The following is a 22,405-nucleotide window of genomic DNA, read 5'->3' on the forward strand; positions in this document are numbered from 1 at the left end:
TGGCTGTGACAGCGCCACAAACAACAGGCGCGGGGGATGGCGCACTGCGCACGAGCTGGCTTAGCGCAGTTCGTGCACCACCATCCCGCCAAAGCTTTTCCACGCGCCGAACGTGCGTTCGAGCTGCGGCAGCAGGCGCATGAGCGCGGGTTTGTCGAAATGGAAGGTGGTGGCAGAACCGGCGATGTCGCGCCGCCCACCAAGCACATAGGCCCGTGCCTCGTCCTGCGCCGCGGGCACCTTCACCAGCATCAACACCTTCTGCCCCCCGATGTCGAACAGCAGCAGCTCGCCTTTCGCGCCCGGACCCACGCGCCGGTAGTGGCGCTCCACGCCCATGCCGGCCGGTCCGGCCTCGAGCGCGATGCGCACCGTCTTGCCGTGCTTGACGCCCCAGTCCAGGAACGGCGCCGCATTGCGCCGGATCTCGTCGGGATCGGTGCGGTAGTTGCGCACCGTCAGCGCGTCGGCATGGCGCGCCAGGCCGCGCAGGAGTGCTTCTTCGCCGCTCCATGCTACCGGCGCCACGAATTCGAGCTTCATCTTGCCGGCCGCCTGGCGCAGCGCGGGCAGCAGGTCGAGGTAATGGCCCTCGCGCGCGGCCTGCGGCAGCTTGTCGGCGCCAAGCAGCTGGGGCTGGACGTCGAACTGCACGCCCTCCAGGCGCTCATTTTCCCCGGCCTGCGCGTTATAGGCGACGTAGGCGCGCATCCGCCCGATGGCGTCGTCGCGCGAGGTCGGCAGGATCAGTTCGGGGCCCTCTTCGAAGGCGGTGACCACGATGCCGCGGCTGGCCGCCTGGCGCACGAAGGCCGCCAGCGCTTGCGGTTCGGCCACGCGGCCGGCGCGCACCGGCACATTGATGAACAGCTCTCCCATCTGCTGGCCGGCGGCCCAGTCGAGCATGACATCGGCGCGTTCGCGCCACGCGTTCGGACTCCAGGCCCAGGTCGCGCGCGGGGCGCGCTCGCGCACGTCGGCGGCGTCGTCGGGCCGCTGCGTGGCTAGGCCAGGCGTCACGGGCGCGGGCCGCTCGCTGCCGAGCGTATGGCCGGTGATGGTGAACTCCTTGTTCTGTTCTTCTCCCTGCAGCCGGATCGTGGCGCCGGGCGCCGCGTCGGGCGGCAGGAAGTGCAAGGCCTGGACGCCGCTGGCCGCCACCTTCAGCGGCACGGCGCTGCAGCCGGGTGCCGGCTTGCCCGGCGCCTCGGTGACGATGGCGCGCATGCGCTTGCCCATGGGCGTGGTGTAGTCCTGGGTGACGGCGCCGGGCGAGGCGAGCGGGGCGCCGGGGCAGAGCAGCAGGGTCGCTGCCTGGGCCGGCGCGAACAGCGCCGACAGCAGCAGTGGAAGCGATAAAAGATGATAGTTCGACATGCCCCGAGTGTAAGCGAGGCAAAAGTTCCGCCGCGCCCGCTTGGGACGGGGCCATGGAAAGGCTCAGGCGGCCGTCAGCAGCAGGCGCCGCACGCGCGCCAGCAACTCGTTCGGCTGGAACGGTTTGCTGACGAAGTCATTGGCGCCGGCGTCGAGCGCGCGCACGGTGTCGCGCTCGGTGTTCTTGGCAGTCAGCATCAGGATCGGCACCGCTGTCCAGACCGCACTTGCACGGGCCAGGGCGACGATCTCGAAGCCGTCGAGATAGGGCAGCATCACGTCCATCAAGACCAGGTCGGGCACTTCGGGCGGGGCGGCCACGTACTCGCTCGCGGCGCGGCCGTCGGCCAGGTGCGTGACACGATAGCCCTGGCGTTCGAGCATGAAGCGCAATACCTGGGCGATGTGGTCGTCGTCCTCGACCACCAGAACCAGGGGCGCGGGAGCGTGTTCGTTGAGCATGGTGGATTCTTCGTTGAATGTTCGATTATACCGATGCCCAAGCGAATTCCGGGAAGTCTCTTGCTAGAGGGTACTACCTATTCTGCATGGCGCGCAGCGGGTCGAGCAAGCCGCGCAAGTCATTGTGATCGAGTTCATACATCAGGGCCAGCAATTGGCCCAGTTCGCCGCGTGGAAAGCCTTCGCGCGCGAACCAGCCCAGGTAGTGGCCCGGCAGGTCGGCGAGCTTGCGGCCCTTGTATTTACCATAGGGCATGTCGCGGGCCAGGAGCAGGTGCAGGTGTTCAGCGTTCATCGTGCGGCACTTTAGCAAACAACGATCACGTTGTAGCATTTCGGTGTCGAGGGGAGGGCAATATCATGGATGAATTCAATCTGGCGCGCTTTGTCGTGGCGCAAGAGCCGGTCTATGCCGGCGCGCTGGCCGAACTGCGGGCCGGGCACAAGCGCAGCCACTGGATGTGGTTCGTCTTTCCACAGTTCCAGGGCCTGGGCAGCAGCGAGATGGCGCGGCGCTATGCCATCGCCTCGGAGGACGAGGCGGCCGCCTACCTGGCCCATCCGGTGCTGGGCAGGCGCCTGCGCGAGTGCGCCGGCATCGTGGCGGCGCTCGAGGGGCCGTCGGCGCACGACATCTTCGGTCATCCGGATGACCTCAAGTTTCGTTCGTCGATGACGCTGTTCGCCGACGTGGCGCCGGACGAGGCGGTGTTCCAGGCCTGCATCGACAAATACTTCGATGGCGAGCCGGACCCTGAAACGCTGGCGCGGGTCCAGTAGCTGAAAGATGGCGCTCAGGCGTCGGCGAACTGCGCCAGCAATTCGTCCGGCCGGCCGCGCACGGCCACGTGCAGGATCAGCGCCGTGGAAAAGCGCAGCGCCGGATGGCTGGCGCGGTGGCGCGCGAACCAGAATACCTCGTCGAGGTCCTCATCCTCGTGCGCCGTTGTCAGCACGGTCTGCTCGGGAGCGACGTCGTCGTAGTCATGCGCTTCGAGGGCGGCGTCCTCGACCGCTTCGTTCCAGCTCGCGCACTCCTTGCCCCAGGCCAGCATGTAGCGGCAGCCGCCATCGACCAGCCAGCGCGCCACGTCCCAGCGCCACATCTCGTCGCTGTCGTCGTCGATCACGACCACCGCCATGAACGGCGCCAGGTGTTTCAGGTCGGGCAGGGCGTCGTGGGGACGCAGCTGCAGGTAATGGGCTTTGTGTGCTTGCATGGTGAGGGTACCGGAAAAGATTGGCGGCATTATCGCCGCCCGGCGCGGATCGTGGAAGGACGCGCCGCGTTCAGGCGGCCGGCGCAGCCGCGCCTTCCAGCAGCGTGAACAGCCGCGCGATATCGATCGGCTTGACCAGGTGATGGTCGAAGCCGGCGGCCAGGATCTGCTCGCGATCGCGCTCCTGGCCATAGCCGGTGACCGCGACCAGCATCGCCGGCTTCGCTTCCGGCAGCGCGCGCAGACGCCGCGCGAGCTCGAGCCCGTCGATTTCGGGCAGGCCGATATCGAGCAGGCAGACCTGGGGCAGGAATCGGCGCGCGCAATCCAGCGCCCGCAATGCATCATATTCGACCGCCACCCGGTGGCCGCTTGATTCCAGCAGCATGGACAGGGTGTCCGCGGCATCGACGTTGTCGTCCACCACCATCACGCGCAGCAACTCCGGCGCCGCGGCGGCGTGCAGTCCTTCGCCGGGCGGGGCGGTGTCGCCCCCCTGGCGCGCGAGCAGCGGCAGGCAGATCGAGAAACGGCTGCCATGGCCGGCGCCGGCGCTGTCGCAGGCGACCGCGCCGCCATGCAGTTCGACCAGGCTCTTTACCAGCGCCAGGCCCAGCCCCAGGCCGCCCGACGAACGGTCGGACGAGCGCTCGGCCTGGGCGAACAGCTCGAAGGCGCGCGCGGACAGCTCGGGCGCCATGCCGATGCCGTTGTCGATGACGTCGATGCACAGGCGCTGCCCGGCATCGATGTTCGACGCGACCTCGAGGCGCCCGCCTTCCGGCGTGTACTTGGCGGCGTTATTGAGCAGGTTCGCGACCACCTGCACCAGGCGCTTGCGGTCTCCCGCGACGGTCGTGCCCGGCGGCGGCATGCGCAGCGCCAGGTCGTGGCGGCGCGCCTGGATCAGCGGCGCGACCTGTTCCACGGCCTCGTGCAGCACGGCGCCGACGTCGAGCGGTGCGCAGTCCAGCTCGACCAGGCCGCGCGTGACCCGCGAGACGTCGAGCAAGTCCTCGATCAGCGCCGTCATGTGGCCGACCTGGCGGACGATGATCTGGCTGGTGCGCTTGATGACCGCCTCGTCGAGCTTCATGCGCTGCAGGAGTTCGGCGGCGGCGCCGATCGGCGCCAGGGGATTGCGCAGCTCATGCGCCAGCATGGCCAGGAACTCGTCCTTGCGGCGGTCGGCCTCGCGCAGTTTTTCTTCCGACGCCTTGCGCTCGGTGATATCGCTGGCGGCGCCGATCCATTCGTAGACCTGGCCATCGGCGTCGAACATCGGCACCGCGCGCGACAGCGTCCAGCCGCAGCTGCCGTCGGCGCGCCGTACCCGGTGCTCGAGTTCGAACACCGCGCTGTCGCGGATGGCGCGTGCGATTTCCGCGTGCATCCGCGCCTGGTCCTCGGCGGGAATGTACTCTTCCAGCCAGAAGCTGGTGGCGTCGGCGGCGTCCTTCAGAAAACCGCGTCCCTCGAGATGGCGCAACTGGGTCCAGTCCGGACTCATGCGATAGATGACTTCGGCCGTCGCATTGGTCAGCGCCCGGAAACGCTTCTCGCTTTCGCGCATGGCCGCCTCCGAGCGCACCTGGGCCGTCACGTCGCTGTTGCTGTGCGAAATGCAGACCAGTTGGTCATCGGGGCCGAAGATCGGCGTGCTGGTCGCGGTCCAGAAGCGTTCCTCGAACACCGTCTCGCCGCCAGGCAGCATGACAGGGATCGGATAGCGCACCGCCGGCAAGGTGTCGGGCAGGCCTGTCGCGCGCACCTTGGCGAGCGAGGCGCGCAAATCCGCCTCGCCCGTATCCTCCGGATCGTCGGGATTGGCGGGAAAGGCCTGGAACAGGCTGACCCCGACCAGCTCCTCGCGCGTGCGCGCGGAAGCCTTCAGGAAGGCATCGTTGACGGCGAGGATGACCGCGTCAGGCGTGGGCGACAGCAGGTAGTGCCCGAAGGGCGAGCTGTTGAAGGCTGACTCGAACAGGGTAGAAGGGAGCATCGTCGAAAACCGGTCACGGGAGCCGGAATTATAGGCCGAAAGTGAGAGTGTCAAAGGGACAATTGGGGCGTTCGTCATCCCGCTACGCCCGCATGGGAGTACCAGAAGTCGCGCCGGGAACGAAGGCCATGTAGCGTGGCCTGGCCACATTCCGGTTGACCAGAGCCGTATACAAGCGGCCCGGTTGCGTATAATCGCCGTACGCTCGTCTTTTCATTACCAGAAAACAACAATCTATGGCCTCATCTTCCGACAACATCAGCATGGCGGTGTTCTGCGACTTCGAAAACGTCGCCCTGGGCGTGCGCGACGCCAACTACGAGAAATTCGACATCAAGCCGGTGCTCGAGCGCCTGCTGCTCAAGGGGAGCATCGTGGTCAAGAAGTCGTATTGCGACTGGGATCGCTACAAAGGCTTCAAGGCCGCCATGCACGAGGCGAACTTCGAGTTGATCGAGATTCCGCATGTACGCCAGTCGGGCAAGAATTCGGCCGACATCCGCCTGGTCGTCGACGCCCTCGACCTGTGCTACACCAAGTCGCACGTGAACACCTTCGTCATCATCAGCGGCGACTCCGACTTCTCGCCGCTGGTGTCGAAGCTGCGCGAGAACGCCAAGCAGGTGATCGGCGTCGGTGTCAAGCAATCGACGTCCGACCTGCTGGTGGCCAACTGCGACGAATTCATCTTCTACGATGACCTGGTACGCGAAAAGAACCGCGCCACCGCCAAGCGCAAGGAAGAACAAGAGGCGCGCAAGGGCCAGTCGAATCGCCGCCCGGGCACCACGGCAGGTGCGAGCGACGACAAGCGCAAGGAAGAACTTGAGGCGCGCAAGGTGCAGGCGCTGGACATGGTGGTCGAAACCTTCGACGCCCTGGTGTCCGAACGCGGCGATACCGGCAAGATCTGGGCCTCGCTGCTGAAAGACACCCTCAAGCGCCGCCGCCCCGACTTTTCCGAGACGTATTACGGCTTCCGCACCTTCGGCAACCTGCTCGAAGAAGCGCAGACCCGCGGCCTGTTCGAATTCGGCCGCGACGAGAAATCGGGCACCTATGTCTACCGCAGCGCGAACGCGCCGCTGCTGGCGCCGGGCGTCGAGTCCGCGTTGCAGGACGTCGTCCAGTTCCCGGATGCCGTAGGCCAGGACGGGATCGAGGCCTTGGCCCCGCTCGAAGCGCAGCCCGAAGAAACGGCCAAGCCGGACACCCGCCGCGGCCGCGGCCGTGGTGGCCGCAAGCAGGGTGGTCGTGGCGAATCGGCGTCGAGCTCCGCGCCGATTCCGGCCTTGCTCGAGCCGGTGGCGCTCGAATCCGCGGCCGGGCAAGAGGCACGGTCCGACGCCATCGAGCAGCCGGCATCGCAGCCGACGCTGTTCGTGAGCGCGCCGGAAGCGCCGGGGGCCGGGGCAGCCGCGCCGGCGCCCGAAGAAGCTCCGGCCCCGGTCAAGGAGCGCCGCCGCACGCCGCGCAAGCCGTCCGCCAAGAAGCTGGCCGAGCAGGCCGCGCTGGAAGCCGCCGCCGAAGCGCCAGCCGCGCCGCCAGCCGCGGTCGAAGCGCCGGCGGAGCCGGAGTTCGAGGCGGTCGCCGCGCCAGCGGAAGAGCCGGTCGATACCGACGGCGAAGCCGAAGCCGACGCCAAATCCGAGCGCAAGAAATCCGCCCGTCCGGCCCACAAGGCGCCGGCGCGCAAGGCCGCGCCACGCAGCCGCCGCCCGGCCAAGCCGAAGGCCGGCACCGAGAACGGCTGATTGCCGAGGCCACGCGCGGCATGCGCCGCGCGTGCGCCATCGCACCACCTGCGATGGGATAATGGCATCGCCCGTCCGATTCCCGGACCGGCGCCGTCCGGCCGCGTCGAAGGAGCCCGCCATGCGCGCAGTTGCCAGCCTGTTGCTGTTGTCCCTGTATGGCGCCTGCCTGCCGGCGCTGGCGCAGAAGGGCCCGGCGTCCGATCATCCCATCCTCGGCATCTGGCGTCTCGAGGTGCCCGATACCGGCTGCCGAGAAACCTACCGCTTCCGCGCCGACGGCACCACGCTGGTCACCAGCGCCGCCGAGATTTCCGAAAGCGTCTACACGATTCCGAACCAGCCCGACGCCGAAGGCTTCTATCGCCTCACCGACCGCGTCACCAAGGACAATGGCAAGCCCGATTGCTCAGGCAACGTCATGAAACCGGGCGCCAACGCCACCCATTTCGTGCGTTTCCACCCAACGGGCAAGCTGTTCCTGCTGTGCGCAGAGGCGTCGATCGAGGCCTGCATCGGCCCCTTCATGCGGGTGCGCGGCGAAGAGATCTGACGGCAAGCCGCAGCGCCGGCCCTTGGGCCACGCCGGAGGACGGTGTATATTGCTGAGCGAAACATCAACCTCGGTACACCATGTCCCCGTTACTCCTCTTCTGCATCCTCATCGCTTACTTCGCCTTGTTGCTCGGCGTGGCCTGGGCCACCTCGAAAGGCGCCAACAACGACAGCTTCTTCATCGGTAACAAGAGCAGCAACTGGATGCTGGTCGCCTTCGGCATGGTCGGCACCACGCTGTCCGGCGTGACTTTCGTGAGCGTGCCGGGCGCGGTCGGCGTGGACGGCTTCGGCTACGCCCAGATCGTGATCGGCTACGTGATCGGCTACATCGCCGTGGCCTACGTCCTGCTGCCGCTGTACTACCGCCTGCAGCTGACGTCCATCTACCACTACCTCGACGTGCGACTCGGCCGGCGCGCCTACCAGAGCGGCGCCGGATTCTTCATTGTTTCGCGCCTGCTCGGCGCCACCGCGCGCCTGTACCTGGTCGTAAACATCCTGCAGGCGATCATCCTCGACAGCCTGGGCGTGCCGTTCTGGCTCAGCACCCTGGTCGTGCTGGGCATGATCCTGCTGTACACCTACCAGGGCGGCGTCAAGACCATCGTCTGGACCGACACGCTGCAGACCAGCGGCATGCTGTTCGGCCTGTTCGCCTGCGTCTGGATCCTGCTGGGCGAACTGGATATGTCGGTGCCCGAAAGCCTGACCAAGATGCAGTCGCAGGGCCTGGCCAACATCTTCACGCATGACGTGGACAGCCCCAATTTCTGGCTCAAGCAGATCATCGCCGGCGCGCTGATCACGATCACCATGACCGGCATGGACCAGGAGATGATGCAGAAGACCATCTCGGTCAAGACCCTGAAGGATTCGCAAAAGAACATGCTGACCCTGACCGCGGTGCTGGTCGTGGTGCTGCTGTCCTTCCTGTTCCTGGGCGGTCTGCTGTACCTGTATGCGCCGCTGGCCGGCGTGACGGCCAGCGGCGACAAGATCTTCCCGGCCGTGGTGATGGGCCACCTGCCGGCTGCAATCCAGATCATCTTCCTGATCGCGCTGATCTCGGCGCTGTTCCCCAGCGCCGATGGCGCCATCACGGCGCTGACCTCGTCGACCTGTATCGACCTGCTGGGCATCAAGCGCCGCCCCGACCTGTCGCAGGCCCAGGCCGAAAGCCTGCGCCGCCGCGTGCACCTGGGCTTCGCCTTCCTGTTCCTGCTGCTGGTGCTGGGCTTCAAGGCGGCCGATAACCCGAGCATGATCGGCGTGATCCTCAAGCTGGCCGCCTACACCTATGGGCCCTTGCTCGGCCTGTTCGCCTTCGGCATGCTGACCGGGCGCATGCCGAAGGACGGGCTGGTACCGCTGGTGACGATCGGCGCGCCCGTCCTGTGCGCGATCCTTGAGTACAATCAGGCTTACCTGCTCGGCTCGTACCGACTCGGGCTGGAGTTGCTGATGATTAACGGCATACTGGTGTTTGCCGGCTTGTATGCGATTTCGCGCCCGGCGGCTGCCACGGCAGCACGGCCGGCCTGATTTTTGCCTCAACCTTTACTGGAGTTTCGATGGCCTTCAAGCCTCTCTACGCCTTGCGGCGCGGGTTCGTGTTCCTGTGGACCGCGCTCGACGTGACCCGCCGCACCTTCTTCAACCTGTTGTTCCTGCTGCTCTTGATCATCATCATCGCGATGTTCGTCGGCGGCGGCGTCAAGCCGCTGTCGGACAAAACGGCGCTGGTGGTCGAGGTCAAGGGCGACCTGGTCGAGCAGTACGAAACCACCCTGCGCGACACGGTGCTTGACAACGTGGGTGGCGACAGCAAGCGCACCGTGCGCCTGCGCGACGTGATCCTGGTGCTCGACAACGCCGCGCGCGACCCCAACATCTCGAGCGTGGTGCTGCTGCTCGACGAGATGAACGGCGGCGGCATGGCCATGCTGCGCGAGTTCGGCGCCGCGGTGGACCGTGTCAAGAAGGCCGGCAAGACGGTCGTGGCCTGGAGCGGCCAGTACGACCAGAAGCGCTACCTGGTCGCCTCGCACGCCAACGAGGTGTATGTGCACCCGATGGGCATGGTGATGATCGAGGGCTTCGGCGGGCGCCGCAACTACTACCGCGACGCGCTCGACAAGGTCGGCGTGACGGTCAACCTGGTCAAGGTCGGCACCTACAAGAGCGCGGCCGAACCGTATATCGCCAACGGCCCTTCCGACGCCGCGCGCGAGGCCGACGCCTTCCTGTACAACGCGATGTGGGCCGGCTATACGGGCCTGGTCGAGAAAAACCGCAAGCTGCCCGGCGGCGCACTGGGCGCGCTGATCGACACGCTGCCCGAGCGCATGGAGGCGGCCGGTGGCAGCGCCGCCAAGGTCGCGCTGCAGGCCAGGCTGGTCGACGGCCTCAAGACCCGCGATGAATTGCGCGACCTGATGATCAAGCGCGGCGTCTATGAAAAACGCATCAAGTCGTTCCGCCAGGTCGGCTTCTACGATTATCTTTCGCGCCACCCACAGAAAGCGTTCGGCGATGCGGTCGGCGTGATTGTTGCTTCCGGCACCATCACCGATGGCGACGGCGGTCCCGGCGTGATCGGGGGCCGCGCCACCGCGAACCTGATCCGCCAGGCGCGCGAGGACGATGCGATCAAGGCCCTGGTGCTGCGCGTCGATTCGCCCGGCGGCAGCGCCTATGGCTCCGAATTGATCCGGCGCGAACTGGAACTGACGCGCGCAGCCGGCAAACCGGTGGTGGTGTCGATGGGCAGCGTCGCGGCCTCGGGCGGCTATTGGATCTCGATGTCGTCCGATGAAGTCATCGCCGACCCGGCCACCATCACCGGTTCGATCGGCGTGTTCGCGTTGCTGCCGACCGCCGACAAGGTGGCCGACAAGCTGGGCGTGCGCACCGGGGGCGTGACCACCACCTGGCTGGCCGACGCCTACAATCCGCTGCGACCACTCGATCCGCGTTTCGAAAAGCTGGTCCAGCAGAGCATCAACAACGTGTATGCCGACTTCACCAGCAAGGCGGCGGCGGCGCGCAAGACCACGCAGGCGAAAATCGACGAAGTGGGGCAGGGCCGCGTCTGGACCGGCGCCCAGGCCAAGGAACGTGGCCTGGTCGACCGCCTGGGGAGCTACAACGACGCGCTGGCGTCGGCCGCCGGCCGCGCCAAGCTGGCCAAGGATTACCGCGTGGTCTATGTCGAGCGTCCGGTGACGCGCGTCGAGCGCTTCCTGCAGATGGCGGGCGCCTCGGCGGCGCAGGCGATGACGATCCAGGTCAAGCTGGGCCTGGTCGAGCAGGCGATCCCGGCCGGGCCGGTCAGCCAAGTGGCGCAGGACATGGCCTTCCTGTCCGAGCTGACCGCCGAACGCAAGCCATTCGCCGCCGTGGCCCACTGCTTCTGCGGCAATTGGTAAGGCATGATGTAAGCAGTTTGTAACTGATTAATACAGTGTAAATACGGGCGCGGAAGGCAATTTCGCGCCCGTTTTCCGTTTACTGCGCCTAATTAGGGGCGAACCGTGTAAATCGGCGTTAAAGGAGGCTCGGAACGGTGGTTTCAACGGAAGAGCAATGTACGTTACGAAACATATCTCACGAAACGGCCATGCTAAAGTCATCGTGACCCGTATTGTGCAATTAGCATTTATAGCGAACAAGGATAAGCATGGACCAGCATTCCCCGACCCATCCAACCACCAGCCGTCCAGCGCGCACCAGGCGCACCCGCATCATCGGCGGCGCGATCGCCGTGCTGTCGATGGCGGCGCTGGGCTACCTGGCCTGGTCGCTCACGCACCAGCCGGCGGCCGGGCCTGGCGGTCCGGGCAGGCCGGGGATGGCGGCGGGAGGCCCTGGGGGCGCCGGCGGCGGTCGCGGTCCGGGCGGTCCGGGTGGACGCGGCGGCCCGGCCACCACGGTCGGCGTGGCCACTGCCGCGCAGGCGGATATTCCGGTGAACCTGGAGGCGCTGGGCACCGTGGTCGCCGCGGCCACCGCCACCGTGCGTCCGCAGGTGTCGGGCGTCATCCAGAAAATCCATTTCACCGAAGGCCAGCTGGTCAAGGTCGGCCAGGTGCTGGCAACGATCGATCCGCGCCCGTTCGAGATGGCGCTGCTGCAGGCGCGCGGCCAACGCCAGCGCGACGAGGCCCAGCTCGAGAGCGCACGCCTGATCCTGTCGCGCTACCGTACCCTGCTGGAGCAGGACTCGATCGCGCGCCAGGAAGTCGATACCCAGGCGGCGCTGGTCAAGCAGCTCGAAGGCACGGTGCTGACCAACAAGGCGGCCGAGGGCACGGCCCAGCTGAACCTCGATTACGCGACGGTGCGTGCGCCGATCGGCGGGCGCGTCGGCCTGCGCACGGTGGATGTCGGTAACCTGGTCGGCAGTGGCGACGCGGCCGGCATCGCCGTCATCACCCAGCTGTCGCCGATCGACGTCGAATTCGCGGTGCCGCAAGACCACCTGCCGGCGCTGCAGGCACGCATCGCGCAGGGCGGCAAGTTGCCGGCGACCGCCCTGGACCGCACCCGCACCGATGCGCTGGCGACCGGCAGCTTCATCGCGCTCGACAACCAGGTCGACACGCAAACCGGTACCGTGCGCGCCAAGGCGCGCTTCGCCAACACCGACAACCAGCTGTTTCCCAGCCAGTTCGTCAACCTGCGCCTGACCGTCAATACCTTGCAAAATGCCGTCGTGGTGCCGGTGACGGCCCTGCGCCATGGCGCCAATGGCGACTTCGTCTACGTGCTCAATCCCCAGGAGCGCACGGTCGCGCTGCGCACCGTCACGCGCGGACAGGCGACGGTCGACAAGGTGCAGATCGCCAGCGGGCTGAAAGTGGGCGAGCAGGTGATCACCGAAGGCGCCGACCGTTTGCGCGATGGCGCGAGCGTGGTGCTGCCGGGCGATCGTCCGGCCGGCGCGGGCGCGCGCGGTCAGGGACAAGGCCAGGGACGTGGCCAGGGTCAAGGACAGGGTCAAGGACAGAGCCAAGGCCAAGGCCAGGGTCGCCCGGCCCAGGGAGCGCAGCAATGATGTTGCGGTCTCGCCGGGCAAATGGTGCGGGCCATGGGAGCATTCCATGAGCCCCTCCACCCCCTTCATCAACCGCCCTGTCGCCACCGCACTGCTGATGCTGGCGATCGTGCTCTCGGGCCTGGTCGGCTACCGCTTCCTGCCGCTCTCCGCCCTGCCGCAGGTCGACTTCCCGACCATCCAGGTGCAAACGCTGTACCCGGGCGCCAGCCCCGAAGTGATGGCGCGCACCGTCACCGCGCCGCTGGAGCGCCAGTTCGGCCAGATGGCCGGCCTGACCCGCATGAGTTCCACCAGCGCCGCCGGCGTCTCGATCGTCACCCTGCAGTTCGCGCTGGGTGAGACGCTCGACGTGGCCGAGCAGGAAGTGCAGGCCGCGATCAATGCCGGCGGCTCGCTGCTGCCGACCGATTTGCCGGCGCCGCCGGTCTACGCCAAGGTCAACCCGGCCGACGCGCCGGTGCTGACCCTGGCCATCACCTCCGACACGCTGCCGCTGACCGAGGTGCAGAACCTCGTCAACACACGCCTGGCGCTCAAGATCAGCCAGGTCTCGGGCGTGGGCCAGGTCTCGCTGTCGGGCGGCCAGCGCCCGGCGGTGCGGATCCAGGCCGATACCGAGGCGCTCGCGTCCTACGGCCTGGGGCTGGACACGCTGCGCACGGCGATCAGCGCGGCCAACGCCAACAGCGCCAAGGGCAGTTTCGACGGCCCGACGCGCTCGTATGCGATCAACGCCAACGACCAGCTGGTCACCGTCCCCGACTACGAGAACCTGATCGTCGCCTACCGTAACGGCGCTCCCGTCAAGTTGCTTGACGTGGCGAACGTGGTCGACAGCGCCGAGAACGTGCGCCTGGGGGCCTGGGCCAATATGAAGCCGGCGATCATCCTCAACGTGCAGCGCCAGCCGGGCGCCAACGTGATCGCCACCGTGGACGCCATCAAGGCGCGCCTGCCCGAGCTGCAGGCCGGCCTGCCGACCGCCCTGCGCATGGACGTGCTGAGCGACCGCACCACCGGCATCCGGGCCTCGGTCAAGCACGTGCAGATCGAGCTGCTGCTGGCCGTGGTGCTGGTGGTGCTGGTGATCTTCGCCTTCCTGCACAGCCTGCGCGCGACCATCATCGCCAGCCTCGCCGTGCCGATCTCGCTGATCGGCAGCTTCGGCGTGATGTACCTGCTCGGCTACAGCCTGAACAACCTGTCGCTGATGGCGCTGACGATCGCCACCGGCTTCGTGGTCGACGATGCGATCGTCATGATCGAGAACATCGCGCGCTATATCGAGAAGGGCGAGAAGCCCATGGCCGCCGCGATCAAGGGTGCGACCCAGATCGGCTTCACCATCATCTCGCTGACGGTCTCGCTGATCGCGGTCTTGATTCCGCTGCTGTTCATGGGCGACGTGGTCGGACGCCTGTTCCGCGAGTTCGCCGTCACGCTGGCGATCACGATCCTGATCTCGGGCGTGGTCTCGCTGACCCTGGTGCCGATGATGGCGGCGCGCTGGTTGCGCAGCCATGAAGACGAGAAGCCGAACAGGTTCGCGGTTCGGTTCCAGGCGTTCTTCGACCGCGTCATCGAGCGCTACGACGTGATGCTGGGCTGGGTGCTGAAACGCCAGGGCCTGACCCTGCTGGTTGCGCTGGGCACCCTGGTGCTGACCGCGCTGATGTGGATGATCATCCCGAAAGGCCTGTTCCCGACCCAGGACACGGGCCAGCTGCAGGCGCGGGTCCAGGCGCGCCAGTCGATCTCGTACACCGACATGGCCAGGCTGCAGCAGGAAGCGGCGCGCCAGATCATGGCCGATCCCGAGGTCGCCTCGGTGGCGTCGTATGTCGGCGTCGATGCGGCCAACAACACTATGCTGCATACCGGCACCATGCTGATCAACCTGAAGGCCGACCGCGGCGACCAGATGGAGACGATGCAGCGCCTGCGCCAGCGCGTGGCCAATGTGGCGGGCCTGCAGCTGTTCCTGCAGCCGACGCAAGACCTGACCATCGATGCCGAGAGCGGACCGACCCAGTACCGGCTGTCGATCGAGGGCGCCGACGAGGCCACCGTCAACGAATGGGCGCGCAAGCTCACGCAAAGAATCGGCAGCCTGCCGGAGCTGCGCACGGCCGTCACCGATGCCGGCGCGACGGGCGCCGCCGCCTTCATCGACATCGACCGCGACACCGCCTCGCGCCTGTCGATCACGGCCGCCTCGATCGACGACGCGCTGTACAGCGCCTTCGGCCAGCGTATCGTGTCCACGATCTTCACCGAGACCAACCAGTACCGCGTGATCCTGGAAGCGCAGCAGGATGAGGCGATGTCGATCGCCGCCCTCGGCCGCCTGCAGCTGCGCACCGGTTCCGGCCAGCCGACGCCGCTGTCGGCGATCGCCACCATCAGCGAGCGCCAGGCGCCGCTGCAGGTGATCCACGTGGCCCAGTACCCGGCGGCGACGGTGGGCTTCGACACCGCATCGGGCGCCTCGCTGGGCGACGCCGTGAGCGCGATCCGCGCCGCGGCCGAGGAGATCGGCATGCCGGCCTCGGTCAGCATGACCTTCCTCGGCGCTTCCGGCGCCTACGAGGCTTCGCTGTCGAACCAGCTGTGGCTGATCCTGGCCGCCGTCGTTTGCGTGTATATCGTGCTGGGCGTGCTCTACGAGAGCTACATCCACCCGATGACGATCCTGTCGACGCTGCCGTCGGCGGGTGTCGGCGCGCTGCTGGCGCTATGGGTCAGCGGCCAGGGACTGGGCGTGATCGGCATCATCGGCATCATCCTCCTGATCGGCATCGTCAAGAAGAACGCGATCATGATGATCGACTTCGCGATCGAGGCCGAGCGCGAGGAGGGCAAGTCGCCGCTGGACGCGATCCGCCAGGCCGCGCTGCTGCGCTTCCGCCCGATCCTGATGACGACGCTGGCCGCGCTGTTCGCGGCGGTGCCGCTGATGCTGGGCACGGGCGAGGGCGCCGAGCTGCGCCGGCCGCTGGGCCTGGCCATCTTCGGTGGCCTGATCCTGAGCCAGCTGCTGACGCTGTTTACCACGCCGGTGATCTACCTGGCGTTCGACCGCACCGCACGGCGCTGGACCGGCAAGGCGCCGCACAAGACAGAAGGGGCGGGCGCATGAACCTGTCGCGTCCTTTTGTTGAGCGCCCGATCGCCACGGTCCTCCTGACCCTGGGCCTGGCGCTGGCCGGCATCGCGGCCTATTTCGTGCTGCCGGTGGCGCCGTTGCCGCAGGTCGACTATCCGACCGTGTCGGTGTCGGCCTCGCTGCCGGGCGCCAGTCCGGAGACCATGGCCTCGAGCGTCGCCACGCCGCTCGAACGGCGCCTGGGCGTGATCGCCGGCGTCAACGAGATGACATCGCGCAGCAGCACCGGCTCGACCCGCATCAACCTGCAGTTCGAGCTCAATCGCCAGATCGACGCCGCCGCGCGCGAAGTGCAGGCGGCGATCAATGCCTCGCGCGCCGACCTGCCGGCGACCCTGCGCAGCAATCCGACCTATCGCAAGGCCAACCCGTCCGACGCCCCGGTGCTGATCCTGGCGCTGACCTCGAAAACCAGATCCCCGGCCCAGATCTACGAGTCGGTATCGAACCTGGTGCAGCAGCGCCTGGCCCAGGTCAAGGGCGTGGGCGAAGTGGAAATCGGCGGCGGCTCGCTGCCGGCGGTGCGGGTCGAACTGATTCCGTACGCGATGAACCGTTATGGGGTATCAAGCGAGGATGTGCGCGCCGCGATCCAGGCCAGCAACCCGAACCGCCCCAAGGGGTCGATCGAGGCCGGCGGCAACCGTTTGCAGATCTACTCGCAGCCGGCCGGCGGCGACGGCCGCAGCGCCAGCGACTACAAGGACCTGATCGTCGCCTGGCGCGACGGCGCCGCGGTGCGCCTGTCGGACGTGGCCAGCGTGTTCGATGGCCCCGAAAACATCTACACGCTGGGCCTGTTCAACGGCCAGCCGGCGGTGATCGTGCTGGTCACGCGCCAGCCCGAAGCCAATGTGATCGAGACCGTGGACGGGATCCGCGCGCTGCTGCCATCCCTGCAAGCGCAGCTGCCGGGCGATATCAACCTGGCGGTGGCCTCGGACCGCACCAACTCGATCCGCGCCTCGCTGCACGAGATCGAATTCACACTGGTGCTCTCGATCGTGCTGGTGGTCGGCGTGGTCAGCGTGTTCCTGCGCAGCCTGCGCGCCACGGTGGTGCCGGCGGTGGCGACCGTGGTGTCGCTGCTGGGCACCTTCGGCGTGATGTACGCGCTGGGCTTCTCGCTCAACAACCTGTCGCTGATGGCCTTGACGGTGGCCGCCGGCTTCGTCGTCGACGACGCCATCGTGGTGCTGGAAAACACGGCGCGCCATATCGAGAACGGCATGGACCGCATGCAGGCCGCGCTGCTGGGCGCGCGCGAAGTGGGCTTCACCGTGCTGTCGATTTCGCTGTCCCTGGTGGCGGTGTTCATCCCGCTGCTGTTCATGGGCGGCCAGGTGGGCCGGCTGTTCCGCGAGTTCGCCGTGACGCTGTCGGCGGCGGTGCTGATCTCGCTGGTGATTTCGCTGACCACGACGCCGATGATGTGCGCCTGGCTGCTGCGCAAGGATGACAAGGAAAAGCCGCCCGGCCGCCTGGCGCGCTGGTCCGAGAACGGTTTCGCGCGCGTGCTGCGCGTCTACGAGCACGCGCTCGACTGGGCGCTGGACAGCAAGCTGCTGGTGATGATCATCCTGCTGTTCACCGTGGCGCTGAACGTCTACCTGTTCTCGAGCGCCCCCAAAGGCTTCTTCCCGCAGCAGGATTCGGGCCAGATGAATGGCGGCATCCGCGCCGACCAGAGTATCTCGTCCACGGCCATGCAGGCCAAGATCTACCAGCTGGTCGAGATCATCCGCAAGGACCCGGCGGTCGAGACCGTGGTCGCCTTCACCGGCGGCGGCCGCGCCGGCGGAGGCTTCATGTTCGTCAACCTGAAGCCGGTGGGCGAGCGCGACGTCGCGGCCCAGGCCGTGATCGCGCGCCTGCGTCCGCAGATGGCGAAGATCACCGGCATCACGATCTTCCTCAATCCGGTGCAAGACCTGCGCATGGGCGGGCGCTCGAGCAACTCGACTTACCAGTACACGCTCAAGAGCGACAGCGCCGAAGCGCTCAAGTCGTGGGCGGCGCGCCTGGGCGAGGCCATGAAGGCCCAGCCGGCGCTGGTCGACATCGACACCGACCTGGAAGAAAATGGGGTGGAGACCTTCGTCACCATCGACAAGGCGTCGGCGGCGCGCATGGGCATCAGCACGCGCGACGTCACCAATGCCCTCTACAACGCTTTCGGCCAGCGCCAGGTGGCGAACATCTACGATGAGCTGAACCAGTACCATGTGGTGATGGGCGTGGCGCAGAACTATGCGCAGTCGCCCGAGGCGTTGAAGGATGTCTACGTGCCGGCACGGCCGACCGGCGGATCCTCGGGCGTGGTGTCGGCGAGCACCGGCACGGCCGCCGCCGCCGGCGCAGCGGGCGCATCGACTTCGGCGACGGCGAACCTGACCGCGGCGCGCGATCCGTCCGGCGGCCAGGCCCTGGCCGGCAACGCCGCCACGATGGTGCCGCTGAGCGCGATCGCGCGCTTCGCCGAAAGCTCCACGCCGACCTCGGTCAGCCATGAGGACGGCGAGCTGTCGACCACCGTTTCGTACAACCTGAATCCGGGCTTCACGCTGGCCGACGGCGAAGCGGCGGTGCGCCAGGCCGAGGCCGACATCGGCATGCCGACCAATGTGCGCGGCAGCTTCGCCGGCGCCGCCGCGGCGGCGCAAGAGTCGAGCAAGGAGCAGCCGCTCCTGATCCTGGCGGCGATCATCGTCATCTATATCGTACTGGGCATCCTCTACGAGAGCCTGGTGCACCCGATCACCGTGCTGTCGACGCTGCCGTCGGCCGGCGTGGGCGCGGTGCTGGCGCTGCTGCTGTTCAAGATGGAGTTCTCGATCATCGCGCTGATCGGGGTCTTCCTCCTGATCGGCATCGTCAAGAAGAACGCGATCCTGATCATCGACTTCGCACTGGAGGCCGAGCGCGCGCGGGGCTTGAGCGCGATGGAGGCGGTGCGCGAAGCCTGCATGCTGCGCTTCCGTCCCATCTTGATGACGACCCTGGCCGCGGCCCTCGGCGCGCTGCCGCTGGCGATCGGCTTCGGCGAAGGCTCGGAGCTGCGCCGCCCCCTTGGCATCGCCATCATCGGCGGCCTGGTCGCGAGCCAGCTCCTGACCCTGCTCACCACGCCAGTGGTCTACGTCCTGCTCGACAAGCTGCGTACCCGCAAGCCCGACGAACACAACCTGACCCGTCATCCGCATGACGACGACACGGGTCCATCGCTGGTCAAACCATGATTCCCATGCCATATAAGCTCCCATTGCGTCTTTCCATGCTCGCTCTCGCGGCAGCCATCACCGGCTGCGCCGTCGGACCCGCCTACGAACGTCCCGAGCCGCTTGCCGCCGGCGCCGCGCTGCCGGGGGCCTACAAGGAAGCCGAAGGCTGGGTGCCGGCGGCGCCCGCCGATGCGCTCGCGCGCGGCCCCTGGTGGACCCTGTTCGAAGACCCCGAGCTCGATCGCCTGGCGAAACAGGTGGAAAGCGCCAACCAGGACGTGGCGGTGGCGCTGGCCAACTACGCCCAGGCGCGCGCGCTGGTGGCGCAGCAGCGCGCGTCGCTGTTCCCGGTGGTGTCGCTCGGCGCCGGCGCCGACCGCTCAGGCGGCGGCGACAACGGCGTCAACCGCGGCGCGGCGAACTCCTACCGCCTGCAGATCGGCGCCAGCTGGGAGCCGGACGTGTTCGGCCGGCTGCGCAATGCCGTGACCGGGGCCGAGGCCAGCGCGCAGGCCACCGCCGCCGACCTGGCCAGCGCCATCCTCGCGACCCAGGGCGAGCTGGCCATCAACTACTTCTCGCTGCGCCAGACCGACGCCGAGCGCGAGATGCTGGCCTCGACCATCGAAGGCTACGAGCGGGTACTGCAAATCACCTCGAACCGTTTCGAGGCCGGTATCGCGGCGCGCTCCGACGTGCTGCAGGCCCAGACCCAGCTCGCCAATGCGCGCAGCGACGCGCTCGGCCTGCAGAACCAGCGCGCCCAGCTCGAACATGCGATCGCGGTGCTCGTCGGCCAGACCCCCTCGACCTTCGCGCTGCCGCCGGCGCCATGGCATGTGTCGGTGCCGGACGTGCCGGTCGGCGTGCCGTCGACGCTGCTGCAGCGCCGTCCCGACATCGCCGCCGCCGAACGCGACGTGGCGGCGGCCAATGCCGACATCGGCATCGCGCGCTCGGCCTACTTCCCCAACTTCGGTCTGTCGGCCAACTATGGCAACACCAGCAGCCGCGTGGGCGACCTGTTCTCGGCGTCCGCCGCCGCCTGGTCGTTCGGCCTGTCGGCGGCCCAGACCATCTTCAATGCCGGCGCCACCCGCGCCAGCGTGGAAGGCGCCGAGGCCCGCCACCAGGCCACGGTGGCGCGCTACCGCCAGGTGGTGCTGACGGCGTTCGCCGACATCGAGAACGGCCTGTCGGCCACGCGCGTGCTGGAACAGCAGCAGCAGTTGCGGGCCGAGGCGGCCGAGGCGGCGGGACTGGTCGAGGAGCAGATCCTGAACCGCTACAAGGCGGGGCAGGTCAGTTACACCGAGGTGGTGCAGGCGCAGGTGACGGCGCTCAATGCGCGCCGCTCGCTGGTGCAGGTGCAGGCCGACCGCCAGACGGCGGCGGTGTCGCTGATCCAGGCCCTGGGCGGCGGCTGGCAGGACAGCGCGCTGGCGACGGCCGCCCGCTAGCCGGCGCGACGTCGCATGCGCCAGGCATTACAATGCTGCGATTAACGATCGTCAGGCACAGGCCATGAAAAACTGGATCAATCGTATGTCGGGCAGCGCCGACAAGGCGCCCGCCGCCGCCGGCGCTGCCGCGCAGGTAAAAGCGGCGCAAGACGACTACGGCGTCCAGGTCGACGCCGCTTATTACCGCTGGCTCACCGCAGCGGGCGGCTACCAGGCCGGCCCGGAGGTCGAAGAACACATCCTCGACCTGGTGCGCACCCTGGCGGCCGACCCGCTCGCCGCCAGCGGCCTGGTGCCGCGTGTGCCCGAGCTGATCCCGAAGCTGCTGCGCGACCTGGCCGGCGACGAGGTCTCGAACGGCGACCTGGCGCGCCAGGTCGGGCAAGACCTGGTGCTGGTGGCCGAGGTGATCCGCGAGGCGAACAGCGCCTATTACCGGCCGTTGCAGGCGGTGAAATCGCTCGACGCCGCCCTGATGATGATCGGCCAGAACGGCCTGCGCATGCTGCTGGCCAGGATCGCCTTCCGGCCGTTGATCAAGATGGCCGACCAGGGCTTCGCGCGCCACGCCGCGCCCCTGGTCTGGAACCAGTCCGAGAAATGCGCGCTGGCGTCGAGCCTGCTGGCGCCGGGCCTGGGCGCCGGCGTGTTCGAAGCCTACCTGGCCGGCCTGATGCAGAGCCTGGGGCTGGTGGTGGCGTTTCGCCTGGCCGAGCGCGCGGTGGAGTCGGGCAACGAGGTTGGCAGGATCCCCGGCTCCAGCGACTTCGGACGGCGGCTGTTCGATGTCAGCCGTGGCTTGTCGTCGGCGATTGCCGCGACCTGGGAATTCCCGCGCGACGTGGTGGAAGGCATCGCCGGCGCCGGCCAGCCGGACGCATCGCCGCTGGCGCGCGCCGTTGAACGCGGCGACCAGCTAGCCAAGCTGCGTGTGCTGCTCGACGCCCATGTGCTGCGCGAGGACGACGCGCTGGCCACCGAGGGGCTGGATAGTGTCGAACGTCGCTGCCTGGGCAAGCTGACCGACTTGCCGGGCTGATTGCCGCGCCGCATCACCTTTTTTCAAAGGGAGATCGCCATGAAGATGAATGCCGAACACCTGGCCGAGCTGCACGAGGCCAAGCGCCTGCTCGAGAATCCCGGCCTGGCCGCGCGCATCAGCAACCTGGTCGGCTCGCCGATCGAGGCGGTCATCGAACGCCTGCCGGCGCCGTGGCAAAAGCGCGTCGGCGGGGCGACCGAGAGCGCGCTGCAGTATGCGATGACCGGCGCCTTGTCGACGCTGCCGGACGGCGGCAGCCAAACGGCATATCCACGCCTGCACAAGTTCGCCGCCAGTGTGTCGGGGGGCGTGGGCGGCGCCTTCGGCCTGCCCGGGCTGCTGGTCGACCTGCCTTTGTCCACCGTGATCATGCTGCGCTCGGTCGCCGAGATCGCGCGCGCCAACGGCGAGCGGCCGCAGGATGTCGAGACGCGGCTGGAATGCCTGCGCATCCTGGCCATGGGTGGGCCGGGCGGCGCTGACGATGCGGCCGACTCGGGTTATTTCGCGATGCGCATCGCGCTGGCGCGCGCGGTCAGCGAAGCGACCCAGGCGCTGGCGGCCAAGTCGGTGAATGCCGCCACCGCGCCGGCGCTGCTGCGCCTGATCGCCACGGTTGCGGCGCGTTTCCAGGTACAGGTGACGCACAAGGCGGCCGCGATGCTGGTGCCAGCGCTCGGCGCCGTGGGCGGCGCGACCGTCAACCTGCTGTTCGTCGATCATTTCCAGAACATGAGCCGCGGGCATTTCGCGGTGCGCAGGCTCGAGCGCCTGTATGGGGAGGGGGTGGTAAGGCGGCAGTACGAGGCGATCGCCCTGGACCGCCAGCCGCCCGGACTGCTCACATAGGTTGGCGGCGTAGCCGCGTCGACCGTACCGTGATTGCGTCGACAGATCGGGGCAGACCCGAACGCGGCCGCTTTCCCTGGCCGTGTACCGCATCGCATCCGCCCGCAAGGACAGCGGATTTTCGCTACCGTACCCGGGAAACCCGGCCAACCGGCCACTACGAAAAGCGCCGCAGGCCGTCGCGCGCGACCTGGAACTCGGCCGCGCCGAAGGCCTGGCGCAGCGCAGCGCG

Annotated in this window: 16 protein-coding genes; 11 read left to right on the forward strand and 5 right to left on the reverse strand. The window is 67.8% G+C overall.

Annotated features, from left to right (window positions below; genetic code table 11):
* Positions 1–60 precede the first annotated feature (60 nt).
* The 3 genes from AC56KW_RS18050 to AC56KW_RS18060 all read right to left on the reverse strand — a co-directional run bounded on the left by AC56KW_RS18050 (position 61) and on the right by AC56KW_RS18060 (position 2,134).
* Positions 61–1,377, reverse strand: coding sequence for a hypothetical protein (locus AC56KW_RS18050; protein ID WP_497172058.1), 1,317 nt, complete (start codon positions 1,375–1,377; stop codon positions 61–63).
* Positions 1,378–1,440: 63 nt separating this feature from the next.
* Positions 1,441–1,839: a response regulator transcription factor gene (locus AC56KW_RS18055; RefSeq protein ID WP_497172059.1), complete on the reverse strand. Its 399-nt coding sequence runs from the start codon at positions 1,837–1,839 to the stop codon at positions 1,441–1,443.
* A 73-nt stretch (positions 1,840–1,912) separates the two neighbouring features.
* Positions 1,913–2,134, reverse strand: coding sequence for a DUF3820 family protein (locus tag AC56KW_RS18060; protein ID WP_497172060.1), 222 nt, complete (start codon positions 2,132–2,134; stop codon positions 1,913–1,915).
* 65 nt (positions 2,135–2,199) lie between these two features.
* Between AC56KW_RS18060 and AC56KW_RS18065 the strand changes: the two genes are divergently transcribed.
* Entirely contained in the window at positions 2,200–2,619 is a 420-nt protein-coding gene (locus tag AC56KW_RS18065) for a DUF1810 domain-containing protein (RefSeq protein WP_497172061.1), read from the forward strand.
* 14 nt (positions 2,620–2,633) lie between these two features.
* Here AC56KW_RS18065 and AC56KW_RS18070 read toward each other — a convergent pair whose 3' ends face one another.
* Both AC56KW_RS18070 and AC56KW_RS18075 read right to left on the reverse strand, forming a co-directional pair.
* Positions 2,634–3,059: a DUF7684 family protein gene (locus AC56KW_RS18070; RefSeq protein ID WP_497172062.1), complete on the reverse strand. Its 426-nt coding sequence runs from the start codon at positions 3,057–3,059 to the stop codon at positions 2,634–2,636.
* A gap of 70 nt (positions 3,060–3,129) precedes the next feature.
* Positions 3,130–5,061, reverse strand: a complete 1,932-nt coding sequence (locus tag AC56KW_RS18075) for a PAS domain-containing hybrid sensor histidine kinase/response regulator (protein ID WP_497172063.1) — start codon at positions 5,059–5,061, stop codon at positions 3,130–3,132.
* Between the two features lie 236 nt (positions 5,062–5,297).
* Here AC56KW_RS18075 and AC56KW_RS18080 point away from each other — a divergent pair, with 236 nt between their 5' ends.
* The 10 genes from AC56KW_RS18080 (at position 5,298) to AC56KW_RS18125 (ending at position 22,173) form a co-directional block, all read left to right on the forward strand.
* Positions 5,298–6,815, forward strand: a complete 1,518-nt coding sequence (locus AC56KW_RS18080) for an NYN domain-containing protein (RefSeq protein ID WP_497172064.1) — start codon at positions 5,298–5,300, stop codon at positions 6,813–6,815.
* A 121-nt stretch (positions 6,816–6,936) separates the two neighbouring features.
* The gene (locus tag AC56KW_RS18085) at positions 6,937–7,368 is read left to right on the forward strand and encodes a hypothetical protein (RefSeq protein WP_497172065.1); all 432 of its coding nucleotides are present in this window, start codon (positions 6,937–6,939) and stop codon (positions 7,366–7,368) included.
* Between the two features lie 80 nt (positions 7,369–7,448).
* Positions 7,449–8,915, forward strand: a complete 1,467-nt coding sequence (locus tag AC56KW_RS18090; RefSeq protein ID WP_497172066.1) for a sodium:solute symporter — start codon at positions 7,449–7,451, stop codon at positions 8,913–8,915.
* Positions 8,916–8,944: 29 nt separating this feature from the next.
* Positions 8,945–10,801: a signal peptide peptidase SppA gene (sppA, locus tag AC56KW_RS18095; RefSeq protein ID WP_497172067.1), complete on the forward strand. Its 1,857-nt coding sequence runs from the start codon at positions 8,945–8,947 to the stop codon at positions 10,799–10,801.
* Between the two features lie 251 nt (positions 10,802–11,052).
* The gene (locus tag AC56KW_RS18100) at positions 11,053–12,429 is read left to right on the forward strand and encodes an efflux RND transporter periplasmic adaptor subunit (RefSeq protein WP_497172068.1); all 1,377 of its coding nucleotides are present in this window, start codon (positions 11,053–11,055) and stop codon (positions 12,427–12,429) included.
* 46 nt (positions 12,430–12,475) lie between these two features.
* On the forward strand, positions 12,476–15,571 hold the full coding sequence (locus AC56KW_RS18105) for an efflux RND transporter permease subunit (RefSeq protein ID WP_497172069.1): 3,096 nt from the start codon (positions 12,476–12,478) through the stop codon (positions 15,569–15,571).
* On the forward strand, positions 15,568–18,837 hold the full coding sequence (locus AC56KW_RS18110) for an efflux RND transporter permease subunit (RefSeq protein WP_497172070.1): 3,270 nt from the start codon (positions 15,568–15,570) through the stop codon (positions 18,835–18,837). The genes AC56KW_RS18105 and AC56KW_RS18110 overlap by 4 nt, the downstream gene beginning before the upstream one ends.
* 35 nt (positions 18,838–18,872) lie before the next feature.
* Positions 18,873–20,279: an efflux transporter outer membrane subunit gene (locus AC56KW_RS18115; RefSeq protein WP_497172071.1), complete on the forward strand. Its 1,407-nt coding sequence runs from the start codon at positions 18,873–18,875 to the stop codon at positions 20,277–20,279.
* A 64-nt stretch (positions 20,280–20,343) separates the two neighbouring features.
* On the forward strand, positions 20,344–21,321 hold the full coding sequence (locus AC56KW_RS18120; protein ID WP_497172072.1) for an HDOD domain-containing protein: 978 nt from the start codon (positions 20,344–20,346) through the stop codon (positions 21,319–21,321).
* A gap of 39 nt (positions 21,322–21,360) precedes the next feature.
* Positions 21,361–22,173, forward strand: a complete 813-nt coding sequence (locus AC56KW_RS18125; RefSeq protein ID WP_497172073.1) for an EcsC family protein — start codon at positions 21,361–21,363, stop codon at positions 22,171–22,173.
* The last annotated feature ends 232 nt before the right edge of the window (positions 22,174–22,405 follow it).

This window comes from Telluria sp. RT2P19 (assembly GCF_059685725.1).